Here is a 14,054-nt window from a genome sequence, read left to right as displayed (position 1 = left end):
CGCCCGCGCGGAACGAATCCCGGGGTCGGCCGGAGTGCCCGGCCGCAACCCCTGGCTCAGTCCAGCTTGATGCCGAGCCTGTGCGCCATCGCGATCCAGATCGGCGACTCCTTCGCCCAGCGCTCGCGCGTCTCGGCGAGCCCGGTGGGGCCGGTCGGGATGCCGAAGCTCTCGTGCATCGCCTTGACCTTCGGGCTGGTCCGGTAGCCCTCGAGGATCGCATCGTTGATCTTGACGAGGATCTCCTCGGGCGTGCCTGCCGGCGCGCAGAAAGGCAGCCAGCCGTCCAGCGTGAACACCGGATGCTTGAAGCCCTGCTCGGCGAAGGTGGGCAGGTCCGGCACGCGCGGCGAGCGCAGCTGGCCGACCGCGGCGATCGGCCGGATGGTGCCGCGCTGGATGTGGACGTTCATCGCCTGGTGGCTGCCCACCGCAGTGTGGACGATGCCGCTGGCCACGTCCGGCCACATCGGGGACTCGCCCTTGTAGTGGATCGGCGTGAACTTCGTGCCTTCGGAACCGTTCCAGGTGTCCGCGATCAGATGCGGCCAGGACGCCGGCGAGTAGGTCCCCATGTTGGTGGGGTTCTTCTGCGCGTAGGCGAGCATCTCCTTGGCATTCCTGATCGGCAGCTTCGCGTTCACGCCCATCAGCAGCGCGCCGCTGGGGAACAGCGTGATCGGCGCGAAGTCCTTGTCGGGCTGGTAGGGCATCCGCGAGTAGAGGACGCGGCCATGCCAGAGCGAGGTGCTGATGCTCATCAGCAGGGTGTGACCGTCGGCGGGCGCCTTGGCCACGACGTCGGCGCCGATCAGTCCGCCGGCGCCCGGGCGGTTCTCGACCACCACGGTGGCGCCGAGCTTGCTGCCGATGAACTCGCCGTACTGGCGGCCGATGTTGTCGGTGAGCCCGCCGGGCGGGAAGTTCACGACGATGCGGATGGGCTTGCTGGGCCAGGCGCCCTGGCCGATGGCGAAGCGCGGCAGCGCGGAGACTGCGCCGGCGGCGGCGGTCGCGCCGATCAGGCGGCGGCGCACGCGGCCGCCTTCACTGATGCGTACACCCTGGGCGTCGGCTTCGGCGGTTTTCGTGGAGGGGGGATTCATTTTCATGTAGGGGCTTCTCCTCTTGTCGCCGCTCCCGGCGCGCGGCGCGCGCGGAACGGCGCCGCAAGGGTGCCACAAACCGAAGCCCCTGACTCTCGGGGAAATGCCTGATCAGTCGCGGCTCTCGAACACGTAAGGCTCGAGATCCTCCTGCGCCGCGCGGCGCCGCCCATGCCATTCCTCCGGCCCGCCGTAGTACGCGAGGCTGCCCGGCTCGGCTCCGCCCTCGCCGTTGTAGTAGGACAGGCAGTCGCGCAGCGGCGCGCTGAGCAGGTCGGCTGCGCGGCAGTGGGCGGCGTACTCCTGCTCGGGCGCCTCTTTGACGTCGACCACCGTGGCGCCGCGCGCGCGCATCGTCTCGAGCATCCAGGCCACGTAGTCGGTGTGCGACTCCAGCCCCATGATGAAGTTGAACTGGCCGCCGCCGCCCTGGGGCCCGGACATGATGAACAGGTTGGGGAAGCCGTGGCTGTGGATGCCGAGGAAGGTGCGCACCCCTTCGTCACGCCACTTGTCGCGCAGCGTGCGTCCGTCGCGCCCGGTGATGAGATTGAAGCTGGCGGTGCCCATCCACTGGAAACCGGTTGCGTAGATCAGCACGTCCAGCGGGTACTCGACGCCGTCGTGCACCACGCCGCGCTCGTTGATCCGCTGCACGCCCCGCGGCGCGGTGTCCACCAGCGTCACCTGCGGCAGGTTGAAGGCGGGCAGGTACTCGTCGTGGAAGGTGGGGCGCTTGCAGCCGTAGGGATACCAGGGCTTGAGCGCCGCCGCGGTCTTCGGGTCCTTCACGATCGCGTCCACCCGCGCGCGGATCTGTTCCATGATCCGGAAGTTGGTGTCCAGCTGCTTGGCGATCATCTCCTGCGGCGCGAGCGGCCGCTCGTGCTGCTTGCGTTCCTTGAAGTCCGAGACCTTGCCCGACAGGTAGTCGTCGTTGCCCTGCAGCGCGGTGCGCCCCGACGAGATGCGCGCCAGGCGCTCGCGACGCGCCAGCGCCCAGCCGGGCTCCTTGCTCCAGGCCTCGATCTCCTCGGGCGTGGTGGCGCGCTGGTCGCGCACGTCGATGGTGGAGGGCGTGCGCTGGAACACGTAGAGGTGGCCGACCACCTTGGCCAGCTCGGGGATGACCTGCACCGCAGTGGCGCCGGTGCCGATGATGCCGACCCGCTTGCCGGCAAGGTCGACGTGGTAGTTCCAGCGCGAGGTGTGGAAGGTCTCGCCCTGGAAGGTCTCCATGCCGTCGATGCGGGCCAGCCTGGGCGTGGTGAGGATGCCGTTGGCCAGCACCACGAAGCGCGCGCGCATCCGGTCGCCGCGGTCGGTGCGCACCGTCCAGCGGGCGTCGGCCTCGTCCCAGGTGGTGCGGTCAACGGTGGTATGGAACAGGCAGCGGTCGTAGAAGCCGGTGCGCTGCGCGATCAGCTGGCAGTACTCGAGGATCTCGAAGCCCGAGGCGAACTTCATCGTCGGGACGTGGCCCATCTCCTCGAGCAGCGGCAGGTAGCTGTAAGCCTCCACGTCGCAGGCGATGCCGGGATAGCGGTTCCAGTACCAGGTGCCGCCGACGTCGCCGCCCTTCTCGCAGAAACGCACGTCGCGAAAGCCGGCCTTCTTCAGCTTGTGCCACAGCAGCAGGCCGCCGAAGCCCGCACCCACCACCAGCACTTCGCATTCGTCGGTGAGCGGCTCGCGCGGCACCGGCGGCGCGGAATACACGTCCTCGAGGTAGCGCGCGAACTCGCCCTCCATCGCCATGTAGTCGGCCGCGCCGCGGCGCGCCTCCTTGTAGGCGCGGTACTTCGCCTGCTCCTCGGCATCGAAGACCGCGCCCGGCGGCGGGGGCGGCAGCACCTTCAGCGCCGCGTCCGCGACGGCCGAGTAGCCCTTGCCGGCGATGCGCTCGCTCGCCTTTGCGGCACGGGTGTCGAAGGCCTTCAGGCCGGTGGTCTCGTCGATGCGGATCGCGGTCTTCATCGGGTGCGGTCTCCCTGGGTGCATTTGCAGTTGCGGGGCGCTGCGAGGGCGCCGGGCGCTCGTGCCAGTCTAGGACGGCGAGGGCCTCGGGGCGATCCTCCAGGCGGCGGCTGCGTTCCACTCGCGGGCGAACCGGCCGGCCAGACCCGGCTATCCTAGGAAACGCAAGGTCGATCGCGCCGCTCCGGGCGCCGCGGCCGGACCGCCGAGGGGAGGGCTCAAGGGATGCTGAAACAAGCCGTGCTGCGCTGGTGGGGAATCACCCGCGATGCGGTCAGGCTCTGGCTCGACTGCAACGCGTTCAGCTACGCGGGGTCGCTCGCGTTCTACACGCTGTTCTCGCTGGCGCCGGTGGTGATCATTGCGGTCTCGGTGATCGGGCTTGTGCTCGGCGAGGAGGCGGCCCAGGGGCAGATCGTCGCCCAACTGCAGGACGTCATGGGCCGCGACGCGGCGCTGGCGGTGGAGCAGACGGTGGCGAGCTCGCGCATCGAGGAATCGGGGCTGCTGCCGACGGTGCTGGGCCTGTTCGCGCTGCTCGTCGGCGCCACCACGGTCTTCGGCCAGATGCAGTACTCGCTCAACTCCATCTGGGGCGTTGCCGCCCGCCCGGACAGCAGCAGCATCTTCCAGTTCCTCAAGAGCAGGCTGTTGTCGCTCGCAGTGGTGCTGTCGATCGGCTTCGTGCTGCTGGTCTCGCTTCTGCTGGGAGTGACGCTGCGCGCGGCGCTGCACTTCGCGCACCGTTTCGTCCCAGCCGTTGAGGCGCTGCTCACCGGCACCGAGTTCGTCGCCTCCGCGGTGGCGGCCGCGCTGCTGTTCGGCGCGATCTTCAAGATGCTGCCGGACGTGGTGCTCAAGTGGCGCGACGTGGCCGTGGGCGCGGCAGTGACAGCGCTGATGTTCTCGGTGGGGCGCTACGCGATCGCCGCCTACCTCGCCTACACCGCGACCGCCTCCGCCTACGGCGCCGCCGGATCGGTGGTGCTGATCCTGCTGTGGGTCTATTACTCGTCGCTGATCCTGCTGTTCGGCGCAGCGTTCACGAAGGTGCACCTGCTTTCGCGCGGCCGGCCCGTGGTCCCCCGCAACTCGGCGGTGCTGGTGCGCCGCGAGCTGATGACGGGGGAGACCACTTGAGCTGCGGAATCAGCCTCAGCCTCAGCCGGCCGACAGCTTGTCCTGCGTGCGCGTCTCGAAGTCGCTCGCATCGTGCCGCTCGTGCAGCTGGCTGGCGGGGTCGCCCATCACGCGGTTGACCATCCGCCCCCGCTTCACCGCCGGGCGCGCGGCGACCTGGTCGGTCCAGCGCTGCACGTTGCGGTACTCCTGCACCTGCAGGAACTCGCCGGCCTCGTAGATCAGGCCCTTGGCCAGCGCGCCGTACCAGGGCCAGATCGCCATGTCGGCGATCGTGTACTCGCCGCCGGCCATGTACTCGTTGTCCGCCAGGTGACGGTCGAGCACGTCGAGCTGCCGCTTGGTCTCCATCGCGAAGCGGTCGATCGCGTATTCGATCTTCACCGGAGCGTAGGCGTAGAAGTGCCCGAAACCGCCGCCCAGGTAGGGCGCGCTGCCCATCTGCCAGAAGAGCCAGGACAGACATGCAGCGCGGGCCGCAGGCTCAGTGGGCAGGAAGGCGCCGAACTTCTCGGCGAGGTGCAGCAGGATGGCGCCGGACTCGAACACGCGGATCGGGGTGGGGCCGCTGCGGTCCAGCAGCGCGGGGATCTTCGAGTTGGGATTGATCGCCACGAAACCGCTGCCGAACTGGTCTCCCTCGCCGATCCGGATCAGCCAGGCGTCGTACTCGGCGCCGGCGTGGCCGGCCGCGAGCAGCTCCTCGAACAGCACCGTCACCTTCACGCCGTTGGGCGTGCCCAGCGAATAGAGCTGGAACGGATGCTTGCCGACCGGCAGTTCCTTGTCGTGCGTGGGCCCGGCGATCGGGCGGTTGATGTTGGCGAAGCGGCCGCCGCTCGCCTTGTTCCAGGTCCAGATCTTGGGAGGCGTGTAGCCGGTGTCTTCAGTCATCTCGGATGCTCCGGAAAGCGGTGCAGGGGAGGGCGCTCAGGGCACGTCAGTGACGTCGCCCGGAGGGCCTTCGTGGTGGGGGTGCAGCGGAGGGGACGGGTACACCGGCGCGCCGCCGACCGGCACCGTGCGCTGCAGGAAATCGATCACCGCGCCTGCGAAGACGTCGTTGCGGTCGCCGGCGACCATGTGGCCGGCCCCGGTCACGTTGACGTACTCGCTGTGCGGGCAGAGTTCCAGGAAGGCGCGCGCACCTTCCTCGCTGAGCAGGTCGGACAGGCCGCCGCGCACCAGCAGGGTGGGCAGACGCAGCCTGCGCGAGCAGGCAACCAGCCGCTCCTGGCGCTGCTCCAGCACCTGGCTGCCCGCGCGAAAGCGCGGATCCCAGTGCCAGCGGTAGCGGCCGTCCGGGCCCATGCGGACGTTCTTGCCCAGCCCGTCGAGCGAACTGGGACGCTTGCGGTGCGGCTGGTAGCTGGCGATCGCGTCGGCCACTTCGTCGAGCGAGGCAAAGCCGTCCGGATTGCGGTCCATGAACGCGTGGATCTTCTCGACGCCTTCGGTCTCGATGTGCGGGCCGATGTCGACCAGCACGAGCGCAGCGGCATCGACGCGCTCCTCGCCGACGGCCACCAGGCTGGTGCCGCCGCCCATCGAGGCGCCGACCAGCACCGGGCGGCGCCCGCCCAGCGCCGCCACCACGCACTCCAGGTCCTCCACCATCACGTCCTGGCCGTAGCGGCCGTCCGGCGCCCAGTCGGAATCGCCATGGCCACGGGCATCGAAGGCCACCGCGTGATAGCCGACGGCGCCCAGCGCCTCGCCGGCCCCTTTCCAGGCGTGGCGGGTCTGGCCACCGCCATGCTGCAGCAGCACGAGCGGGCCGCCGGGATCTCCCCAGGAATCGCCTGCGATGCGGACTCCGCCGGCGCCGGGCCAGCTGTGCATCGGAGTCGGGGTGCCGGGAAGGCGGGTGCCAGCGCTCATGGGATCTGCCCTAAGGTTTGGGAGGCGTCCGCGCCGGTACGGCGGGCGCGGACCAGCATGAGTCTAAGCCAGCTGCAATTCCGGCTCGAAGCGCCAGAACAGGAAGTGGAAGCGCCGCGGCGCCCGCCGGCCCTGCGGTGTTCCGACTCGTGACTTCCTTGCATGGACCTGGCCAGCGCGCCCACGTAGACTGCCTCGAACGCTGCGGCCCACCGGCGGGCCGCGACCGCACTGAAGCATCCAAGGGGAGACCAGATGTCCGCACCAGAAGTGAGCTTGCCGGCCGACGGCCTGATCGCGGTGGTCAAGCGCGACTGCCCCACCTGCGTGCTGGCCGCGCCGGCGCTGGCCGCGCTCGAGGCGCGCGGCGGCCTCACGGTCTACACTCAGGACGACCCTGCGTTTCCCGAGGCGGTCCGGATGCGCATCGACGACACCGCCCTGAGCGTCTCGCACCGTCTCGGCATCGAGATCGTGCCCACCCTGATCCGCCGCGCCGGCGGGGAGGAGGTGGAGCGCACCTACGGCTGGGACCGGGCCGAGTGGGAGCGGGTCAGCGGCGTGACCGGCATCGGCGCGGATCTGCCGGCGATGCGGCCCGGCTGCGGCGCGCTGAACCTGGAGCCGGGCACGCTCGAGGACCTGCGGATCCGCTTCGGCGAGACCGGGCTCAATGCGCGCCGGATCGCCTTCGGCGACGACGAGGACGAAATCGAGGCGATCTACGAGCGCGGCTGGACCGATGGACTGCCGGTGGTCATTCCCACCGAGAGGCGCGTGATGCGCATGCTGTCGGGCACCAGCCGGGATCCGGCGGAGGTGCTGGGCCTGTGCCCGCCCAACCTCGTCGAGCTCACCGTCGAGAAGGTCGCCATCAATGCGGTGATGGCCGGCTGCAAGCCCGAGTACCTGCCCGTGGTGCTGGCGGCCGTCGAGGCGGCGCTCGACCCCGCCTTCTCGCTGCACGGCGTGCTCGCCACCACGATGTTCGTCGGGCCGGTGCTGGTGGTCAATGGCCCGATCCGCCGGCAGCTCTCGATGAATTCGCGCGGCAACGCGCTCGGCCAGGGCAATCGGGCCAATGCCACCATCGGCCGCGCGCTGCAGCTGATCGTGCGCAACGTCGGCGGCGGCCGTCCGCAGGAAGTGGATCGCGCGACGCTCGGCAATCCAGGCAAGTACACCTACTGCTTCGCGGAGGACGAGGAGGGCTCGTCCTGGGAGCCGCTGTCCACCGACTTCGGCGTGTCGCGCGGCGTCTCGGCGGTCACCGTGTTCGCCGGCTACGGGCTGCAGGGCGTCGTCGACCAGAAGTCGCGCACGCCCGAGAGCCTGGCGCGCAACTTCGCCGAATCGCTGAAGGCCCTGCACAGCGTCAAGCTGGCGCCGGCCTGCGATGCGATGCTGGTGGTCTGCCCCGAGCATGAGCGCACCTTCCGCGAGGCGGGCTGGAGCAAGGCGCGCCTGCTCGAGGAGCTGCACCGGCTGTGCGAAGTGCCTGGCGAGGACCTGGTCAGGGGCGCGAAGGGCATCGACGAGGGCCTGCCCGAATCGGTGCTCGGCAAGACACGCAACAAGTTCCGTCCGGGCGGACTGCTCATCGTCCGCGCGGGCGGCGGCGCCGGGATGTTCTCCGGCATCATCGGCGGGTGGACCGGCGGCGGCTTCGCCGGCTCCATTCCCGTCACCAAGGAGGTGAAATCGTGACCACCGTCGTAATGGATCCAACCGCCGAGAGCAGCGCGGCATCGCGCGAGCGATTGGCGCGGCCGGACCGGCTCGAGGGGCTCACCGTGGGGCTGCTGGACATCTCCAAGCCCCGCGGGGACGTATTCCTCGACCGCCTGGAATCGCTGCTGAGCGACCGCGGAATCGTGGTGAAGCGCTACATGAAGCCGACCGTCGCCAAACCCGCGCCGCTGCCCCTGCGGCAGCAGATCGTGGGCGAAGTCGACGTGGTCATCGAAGGGCTGGCGGACTGAGGTTCCTGCACGTCGTGCTGTACGCATGACCTCGCGGATCTCGAGTCGAATGGCATTCCTTCGGTGGGCGTCGCCACCACAGAGTTCGTCGACGCTGCCGCCGTGCAGTCGAAGGCGCTCGGCACCGACCCGGCCTACGTCTTCGTACCGCATCCGGTGCAGGACCGCACCGACGACGAGATGAGGAAAATGGCCGACGACCACCTGGAGGCGATCCTCGCGCTCCTGGTGAAGAAGGCCTGAAGACCCATGCTGCACGGGCCGATCTCCCCGGAACCATCCGGGGAGATCGGCCTTCTTTCGGCCTCCTCCAGGCGCAGCTCCGGTCTGACTGAACCGGGCCCGAACGCGGATCAGGCCATCTTCACTGCCGTCCCGCTCACCGTGACCATCATCATCCCGTTGTTCTCGCCGAGCACCTCGTAGTCGAAATCGATGCCGACGATGCCATCGGCGCCCAGCGCCTTCGCGGCCACCTTCATGTCGTCGATCGCGGCGTCCCGCGCGCCGGACAGCGCGCGCTCGTAGCCGCCGGCCCGACCGCCGACCACGTCGCGGATCGAGGAGAACATGTCGCGGAAGATGTTCGCGCCGATGATCGCCTCGCCGTTGACGAGGCCCAGGTAGCGCTCGACGCGCGCGCCTTCGCCGGCCGGCACGATCGTCGCAAGGAAGAAGTCGTCGCCCGATCTGGAAAACCAGCCCATTCGTGCTCTCCGGTTGCGCCGCAGGAAGGCTCGCCTGCGGCTGGTCATTCTGCGAGCCGCGGCCCAGGGCCGACGACTCAGGGCCGAGGCGCCAGGGCTGACGGCCCAAGGCCCAAGGCTCAAGGCTCAGGTCGGGTCACCTGCTCCGGCCACCCAGTCGTCCTCTTCGCCGGGTTCGGGGAGCACGCGCCCGCCTTCGAGGATCCACGAGGCGGGCGTGCTGGAGGTGCGCATCGTGACCGCGGACGGGGCTGCGCCGGTGGTGGCGGACACCGCAGCGATGCAGCGCGAGACCAGTTCGTCGGCCAGCGTCCGGTCGCGCCCGGCCCGGATCCCGGCGTGCAGCTGGTAGGGCGGGCCGTCCGCGGGCACCGGCCGCGGATGGAACTGGACGTGGACGAAGGTGCGCGGTGCGCCGGTCAGCTCGCAGTGTATGTCGGTGAAGGCCACCGCCAGTGCCGCACGCTGTGACGGGTCCAGCGCGCCCTCGGGGTAGGTGCAGCGATAGAGCGGCATCGCGATTCTCCTGGAAGACGGTGGAACCCGACGCTTCAGGCGGACGGGCGGGCGTCGGCGGCAACCACCATCACGTGCTCGTAGCGTGCGCCGGTGACTTCGCTGAACATCCGGGCCACCGCGTCCATGAACGCGACGCGCACGGGCTGCGGCGTTCCCGCGGGCACGCTGCCCAGCACCATCGAGGCGTCCGAAGGCTTGCCGGCCGTGAACCACATGCCCGCCTCAACCTCGGTGAACTCCACCTGCAGGTCGCCGGGCGCCAGCCCGAAACGCTCGCGGCAGATTCGGGCGAGGCCGAGGGCCACCTGCTCGCGCATCGACGCGGCGATTGTCCCGTTGACGAGGCATTTGAACTTGATCATGTCGGAGCAGGGTACCGCCGGGCGCAGCCGCCGGACAAGCCCCGGCGAGCGGGAGTAGAGTGGAGCGCACCATCCGCGAGACTCGATCCGGCAGGAGGTTTCCCATGGACAGCAACGAAACCCGCAGCAGGGGGGACTCACCCCGCACGACGGATTCCTCCAGACCGGCAGGCGCCGACTGCGTCCTGGCCCACGCCACCCCGCAGACGGCGCCGGAGGTTGCGGGCCGGCGCGAGTTCTTCCGGTATCGCGACCTGCTGGTCGCCCAGGCCACCGGCGGGCGGCTGCGCGCGCAGGTGATGTCGGCCAGCCGCGGCATGTCGCAGCCCACCGGCTGGCACTACCACGTCTGCGAAGCGCAGTTCGTCTACGGACTGAAGGGCTGGGTCGACCTGGAGTTCGAGGACGGCCGCAGGGTCCGGCTGCAGGCAGGGGAGTCGCTGCTGATCCCGGGCGGAATGAAGCACAACGAGATCGCAACCTCGGAGGAGTTCGAGCTGCTCGAGGTGACGCTGCCCGGCGAGATGGGCACCGTGCCCTGCGAGAAGCCCGCGCAGCTGGGCTAGCTGTGAAGCGTCAAGACGTTCTTTCCTGACGCGGAGTTGAGTCTGGACATGGGTGGTCTACCGCCGATGCCGGCATGGGGGCGGTGCCAGTTGTAGTGGTGCTGCCACTTGGCCAGCATGGCGATTCGCTCATTGGAGTGGTTGTAGGCGATGCCGTAGGCCCACTCGCGCAACGCGCTCTGGATGAAGCGCTCGGCCTTGCCGTTGGTCTGGGGCCGATAGGCGCGGGTGAAGCGGTGCCCGATGCCCAACTCGACACAGGCCCGGCGGAACGCCTTGGAGCGGAAAGCGCTACCGTTGTCGGTCAGCAGGCGCTTGATGGCCACGCCCAAGCTGGCGTAGTAGGCCACCGCATCGCGCAGGAAGGCCACGGCGTTGCCTTGGCGCTCGTCGGGCCGCATCTGAGTGAAGCCGATGCGCGCGTGGTCGTCGATGGCCACGAACAGGAATTCCCAGCCGGCGCCGTCCACGGAGTCTCGACGGTTGCCCGTGATGCGATGGCTCATGCGCTCGATGCGTCCGAGCTTCTTGGTGTCGATGTGCAGCAGATCCCCGGGTGCGGCGTGCTCGTAGCGCTGCACGGGCTCGGCCGGTTGCAGCTGCGACAGTTGGGACAGGCCTGCGCGGCGCAGCACGCGGCTGACCGTGGCCTCGGACACGCCCAGGCTGGCGGCGATGCGCGCCTGGGTTAGGCGGCGACGGCGCAGCTCGACAATGGCCAGCGCCTTCGATTCGCTGATGCGTCTTGGGCTGCACGCGGGGCGCGAGCTGGCATCGGCCAGCGCAGCTTCCCCGCCAGCCAGGTAGCGTCCCAGCCACTTGCGTGCAGTCGGCGCGCTCACGCCAGCCGATGCGGCCGCATCGACTGGCGCGAGCCCGTTCTCGGTCATGTTGCGCACCATCTCCAATCGACGAACAAAGGTCAGTCGGGCATTCTTGTGGTGGTTCATTCGGCTGGGGCTCCTTGAGGCAACTGGGGGTTTGGCGATTTCCAGTTTCTCAAGTCCGGTCCGAATGGACCACCCTCACTGCCGAAACAACCTATTGAAGCTTCACAGCTAGCCGACCGCCCTTTGCCAGGCTTGCTTCCTCCGCCAACTCCCCCATATCAGTTACAGGGAGGGCGCCGCATGCCATCGAATCACCGCCCCGCCGCAGTGGCGGGCATGTTCTACCCGGGCGACCCGGAGGCCTTGCGCTGCGAGCTCGAGGGCTATCTGTCGGCCGCAGGCGCACGCGCCAAGGCCGCGAGCGCAGGCGCGTCGGCGGCGCACGCAGGCGCAGGCGCAGGCGCAGGCGCAGGCGCAGGCGAGGCTCGTCCGAAGATGCTGGTGGTGCCGCATGCCGGCTACATGTACTCGGGGCCGGTGGCCGCACGCGGCTACGCGCTGCTCGGCGCCCTGCGCGGGCGGATCGAGCGGGTCGTGCTGCTGGGCCCGACCCATCGGGTGGCGGTGCGGGGGCTGGCGGCGCCCACCGTCGCAGCCTTCGACACACCGCTGGGCGCTGTTCCCCTGGACCGCGCTGCCATCGATTCGCTCGCGGACCTGCCGCAGGTGCGCGCGAACGACCTCGCGCACGCGCAGGAGCATTCGCTGGAGGTGCAGCTGCCCTTCCTGCAGGCGGTGCTGGGGCGCTTCGCGCTCGTTCCGCTGGCGGTTGGGCAGGCCTCGCCCGCCGAGGTCGCCGAGGTGCTCGAGCGCCTCTGGGGTGGCGACGAGACCCTGGTGATCATCAGCACCGACCTGTCGCACTACCTGCCTTATGCCGATGCGCGCGCGCAGGATTCCGCCACCGTTGCAAGGATCCTGGCCTTCGACCGGACGATCGATCACGACGGTGCCTGCGGCGCCACGCCGCTGAACGGCGCGCTGCGGGTCGCGAAGGCGCACGGGCTGCAGCCGCGGCTGCTCGACCTGCGCAACTCGGGCGACACGGCGGGCGACCGTTCCCGGGTCGTCGGCTACTGCGCGATCGCGTTCGATGCCGCGCCGAATTCGTCCGCAGCCTCGACCCGCGAGACGGACGAAGTCACGGTCGTGCACGCACGGGAGGACGTCCGGAAGGACGCCAGGGCGGATCTCGCAGTGGGCGCGCAGCGCTCGTTCCAGATCCCGGGAGAGACGGCCGATGACCGGCTCGGTGCGGCGCTGCTGTCGCGCGCCCGCAATTCGATCGCGTCACTGCTCGGCATGCCCGCGATCGACGAGCCAGCGCACCCCGCGCTCGCGCGCCCGGGCGCCACCTTCGTCACGCTGCTGCGCAGAGGCGAGCTGCGGGGCTGCATCGGGCGCCTGGAGGCCGCCGGCCATACGCTGGACCAGGACGTGCGCCGCAACGCGCACCGGGCGGCCTTCGAGGACCCGCGCTTCCCGCCGCTGCAAGTACACGAGTGGCCGGAGATCGAGGTCGAGGTCTCGCTGCTCGGGCCGCTCGAGCCTCTGCGGGCGAGTTCGGAACCCGAGGCCATGCGGATGCTGCGTCGGTGCCGGGACGGCGTGATTTTCGAATGGCGGGGACACCGGTCCACCTTCCTGCCCCAGGTGTGGGAGCAGCTGCCGGACCCGGGCGAGTTCCTGGCCGCGCTCAGGCGCAAGGCAGGCGTGCCCGGCGACTTCTGGCACGAAGAGGTGAGGATCCAGCGCTACGAGGTGCGCAAGTTCGCTGCGCCGGAGGTGCCGGCATGACTGCGCGCGACGAAGCCTTCGACACGCACCCCGCGCAGTGGTGGCACGCGCTGGAGGACGGGCGCCTGCAGTGCGACCTCTGCCCGCGCGACTGCCGGCTGCACGACGGTCAGCGCGGACTGTGCTTCGTGCGCGCCAGGCAGGGCGACGCAATTGTGCTGACCACCTACGGCCGCAGCTCCGGCTTCTGCGTCGATCCGATCGAGAAGAAGCCGCTGAACCACTTCCACCCGGGCTCGGCGGTGCTGTCCTTCGGCACCGCCGGCTGCAACCTGGCCTGCAAGTTCTGCCAGAACTGGGACATCTCCAAGAGCCGCGAGATGGACCGGCTGATGGACCGGGCGAGCCCGGCGCGCATCGCCGAGGCGGCGCGCGAGACCGGCAGCCGCAGCGTGGCCTTCACCTACAACGACCCGGTGATCTTCGCCGAGTACGCGATGGACACCGCCGATGCCTGCCGCGAGGCCGGGGTGATGACGGTGGCGGTGACGGCCGGCTACATTCATGCCGAGCCGCGCCGCGCGTTCTTCGCGAAGATGGACGCCGCCAACATCGACCTGAAGGCGTTCACCGAGGACTTCTATTTCCGGCAGACCGGCGCGCACCTCGCGCCGGTGCTCGACACCCTGCAGCATGTGAAGCACGAGACCACCTGCTGGCTGGAGCTCACGACGCTGCTGATTCCCGGACAGAACGACGACAGCGCGGAACTGGACGCAATGACGCGCTGGATCGCCGACCACCTCGGCACCGACGTGCCGCTGCATTTCACCGCCTTCCATCCGGACTACAAGATGACCGGAGTGCCGCCCACGCCGTCGACGACGCTGACACGGGCGCGCCGCATCGCGCAGGAGAACGGGCTGCTGCACGTCTACACCGGAAACGTGCATGACCGCGAAGGAGGCACCACCTTCTGCGCCGCTTGCCACGCGGCGCTGATCGAGCGCGATTGGCACAAGGTACTGCGCTACGACCTGGACGAGCAGGGCGCCTGCGTGCACTGCGGCACGGCGCTCGCCGGTCGTTTCGGCACAGGGGCGGGCGGGTTCGGGCCTCGGCGCATGCCGGTGCGCATCGCGGCGCGCGGCGCCTGAGCGAGGACCTGCGCACGTAAGGGCACGACG

The 14,054-nt window shown here is 69.7% G+C and carries 14 protein-coding genes; 6 read left to right on the top strand and 8 right to left on the bottom strand.

The window, feature by feature from the left end; genetic code table 11:
- Positions 1–56 precede the first annotated feature (56 nt).
- Together HNQ70_RS02165 and HNQ70_RS02160 are read right to left on the bottom strand one after the other, a co-directional pair.
- Complete coding sequence (locus tag HNQ70_RS02165; RefSeq protein WP_183963805.1) at positions 57–1,112, bottom strand: Bug family tripartite tricarboxylate transporter substrate binding protein; 1,056 nt, start codon at positions 1,110–1,112, stop codon at positions 57–59.
- A gap of 105 nt (positions 1,113–1,217) precedes the next feature.
- Positions 1,218–3,083, bottom strand: coding sequence for a flavin-containing monooxygenase (locus HNQ70_RS02160; RefSeq protein ID WP_183963803.1), 1,866 nt, complete (start codon positions 3,081–3,083; stop codon positions 1,218–1,220).
- 225 nt (positions 3,084–3,308) lie between these two features.
- Here HNQ70_RS02160 and HNQ70_RS02155 point away from each other — a divergent pair, with 225 nt between their 5' ends.
- Positions 3,309–4,223 carry a YihY/virulence factor BrkB family protein gene (locus HNQ70_RS02155; protein ID WP_183963801.1) on the top strand — a complete coding sequence of 305 codons (915 nt, stop codon included), beginning with the start codon at positions 3,309–3,311 and terminating at the stop codon, positions 4,221–4,223.
- Positions 4,224–4,244: 21 nt separating this feature from the next.
- Here the strand turns inward: HNQ70_RS02155 and yghU are convergent, their stop codons facing one another.
- Complete coding sequence (gene yghU, locus HNQ70_RS02150; protein ID WP_183963799.1) at positions 4,245–5,117, bottom strand: glutathione-dependent disulfide-bond oxidoreductase; 873 nt, start codon at positions 5,115–5,117, stop codon at positions 4,245–4,247.
- Positions 5,118–5,153: 36 nt separating this feature from the next.
- Entirely contained in the window at positions 5,154–6,104 is a 951-nt protein-coding gene (locus HNQ70_RS02145) for an alpha/beta fold hydrolase (RefSeq protein ID WP_183963797.1), read from the bottom strand.
- Positions 6,105–6,359: 255 nt separating this feature from the next.
- On the opposite strand from HNQ70_RS02145, the gene HNQ70_RS02140 reads away from it, so the two are divergent.
- The gene (locus tag HNQ70_RS02140) at positions 6,360–7,811 is read left to right on the top strand and encodes a thioredoxin (protein WP_183963796.1); all 1,452 of its coding nucleotides are present in this window, start codon (positions 6,360–6,362) and stop codon (positions 7,809–7,811) included.
- Positions 7,808–8,329 carry a UGSC family (seleno)protein gene (locus tag HNQ70_RS20345; RefSeq protein ID WP_273701376.1) on the top strand — a complete coding sequence of 174 codons (522 nt, stop codon included), beginning with the start codon at positions 7,808–7,810 and terminating at the stop codon, positions 8,327–8,329. The genes HNQ70_RS02140 and HNQ70_RS20345 overlap by 4 nt, the downstream gene beginning before the upstream one ends.
- Before the next feature lie 110 nt (positions 8,330–8,439).
- Here HNQ70_RS20345 and HNQ70_RS02125 read toward each other — a convergent pair whose 3' ends face one another.
- From HNQ70_RS02125 to HNQ70_RS02115, 3 genes are all read right to left on the bottom strand, one after another.
- The gene (locus tag HNQ70_RS02125; protein ID WP_183963795.1) at positions 8,440–8,793 is read right to left on the bottom strand and encodes a heavy metal-binding domain-containing protein; all 354 of its coding nucleotides are present in this window, start codon (positions 8,791–8,793) and stop codon (positions 8,440–8,442) included.
- A 126-nt stretch (positions 8,794–8,919) separates the two neighbouring features.
- The gene (locus HNQ70_RS02120) at positions 8,920–9,309 is read right to left on the bottom strand and encodes a tautomerase family protein (RefSeq protein WP_183963794.1); all 390 of its coding nucleotides are present in this window, start codon (positions 9,307–9,309) and stop codon (positions 8,920–8,922) included.
- A gap of 35 nt (positions 9,310–9,344) precedes the next feature.
- On the bottom strand, positions 9,345–9,674 hold the full coding sequence (locus HNQ70_RS02115; protein ID WP_183963793.1) for a hypothetical protein: 330 nt from the start codon (positions 9,672–9,674) through the stop codon (positions 9,345–9,347).
- A 104-nt stretch (positions 9,675–9,778) separates the two neighbouring features.
- Here HNQ70_RS02115 and HNQ70_RS02110 point away from each other — a divergent pair, with 104 nt between their 5' ends.
- Positions 9,779–10,240 (top strand): cupin domain-containing protein, encoded by a 462-nt coding sequence (locus tag HNQ70_RS02110; RefSeq protein WP_183963792.1) that lies wholly within the window; start codon positions 9,779–9,781, stop codon positions 10,238–10,240.
- Here the strand turns inward: HNQ70_RS02110 and HNQ70_RS02105 are convergent.
- Entirely contained in the window at positions 10,237–11,190 is a 954-nt protein-coding gene (locus tag HNQ70_RS02105) for an IS481 family transposase (RefSeq protein ID WP_183963791.1), read from the bottom strand. The two genes, HNQ70_RS02110 and HNQ70_RS02105, sit on opposite strands and share 4 nt — an antisense overlap.
- 180 nt (positions 11,191–11,370) lie before the next feature.
- Here HNQ70_RS02105 and amrB point away from each other — a divergent pair, with 180 nt between their 5' ends.
- Both amrB and amrS read left to right on the top strand, forming a co-directional pair.
- Positions 11,371–12,927 (top strand): AmmeMemoRadiSam system protein B, encoded by a 1,557-nt coding sequence (gene amrB, locus HNQ70_RS02100; protein ID WP_183963790.1) that lies wholly within the window; start codon positions 11,371–11,373, stop codon positions 12,925–12,927.
- The gene (gene amrS, locus HNQ70_RS02095) at positions 12,924–14,024 is read left to right on the top strand and encodes an AmmeMemoRadiSam system radical SAM enzyme (RefSeq protein WP_183963788.1); all 1,101 of its coding nucleotides are present in this window, start codon (positions 12,924–12,926) and stop codon (positions 14,022–14,024) included. The genes amrB and amrS overlap by 4 nt, the downstream gene beginning before the upstream one ends.
- The last annotated feature ends 30 nt before the right edge of the window (positions 14,025–14,054 follow it).

Source organism: Quisquiliibacterium transsilvanicum, from assembly GCF_014202215.1.
Lineage (GTDB): Bacteria > Pseudomonadota > Gammaproteobacteria > Burkholderiales > Burkholderiaceae_E > Quisquiliibacterium > Quisquiliibacterium transsilvanicum.
The sequence above is the reverse complement of the archived record's forward strand: the minus strand, read 5'-3'. Positions and strand labels throughout refer to the sequence as shown.

What these genes read in the sequence shown, in the direction of transcription:
- HNQ70_RS02110 (WP_183963792.1), top strand. Translation starts at nt 9,779, where the DNA reads ATGGACAGCAACGAAACCCGCAGCAGGGGGGACTCACCCCGCACGACG.
- HNQ70_RS02120 (WP_183963794.1), bottom strand. Translation starts at nt 9,309, where the DNA reads ATGCCGCTCTATCGCTGCACCTACCCCGAGGGCGCGCTGGACCCGTCA.
- HNQ70_RS02165 (WP_183963805.1), bottom strand. Translation starts at nt 1,112, where the DNA reads ATGAAAATGAATCCCCCCTCCACGAAAACCGCCGAAGCCGACGCCCAG.
- HNQ70_RS02105 (WP_183963791.1), bottom strand. Translation starts at nt 11,190, where the DNA reads ATGAACCACCACAAGAATGCCCGACTGACCTTTGTTCGTCGATTGGAG.
- amrB (WP_183963790.1), top strand. Translation starts at nt 11,371, where the DNA reads ATGCCATCGAATCACCGCCCCGCCGCAGTGGCGGGCATGTTCTACCCG.
- HNQ70_RS02160 (WP_183963803.1), bottom strand. Translation starts at nt 3,083, where the DNA reads ATGAAGACCGCGATCCGCATCGACGAGACCACCGGCCTGAAGGCCTTC.
- HNQ70_RS02155 (WP_183963801.1), top strand. Translation starts at nt 3,309, where the DNA reads ATGCTGAAACAAGCCGTGCTGCGCTGGTGGGGAATCACCCGCGATGCG.
- HNQ70_RS02125 (WP_183963795.1), bottom strand. Translation starts at nt 8,793, where the DNA reads ATGGGCTGGTTTTCCAGATCGGGCGACGACTTCTTCCTTGCGACGATC.
- amrS (WP_183963788.1), top strand. Translation starts at nt 12,924, where the DNA reads ATGACTGCGCGCGACGAAGCCTTCGACACGCACCCCGCGCAGTGGTGG.
- HNQ70_RS02145 (WP_183963797.1), bottom strand. Translation starts at nt 6,104, where the DNA reads ATGAGCGCTGGCACCCGCCTTCCCGGCACCCCGACTCCGATGCACAGC.
- HNQ70_RS02115 (WP_183963793.1), bottom strand. Translation starts at nt 9,674, where the DNA reads ATGATCAAGTTCAAATGCCTCGTCAACGGGACAATCGCCGCGTCGATG.
- HNQ70_RS02140 (WP_183963796.1), top strand. Translation starts at nt 6,360, where the DNA reads ATGTCCGCACCAGAAGTGAGCTTGCCGGCCGACGGCCTGATCGCGGTG.
- yghU (WP_183963799.1), bottom strand. Translation starts at nt 5,117, where the DNA reads ATGACTGAAGACACCGGCTACACGCCTCCCAAGATCTGGACCTGGAAC.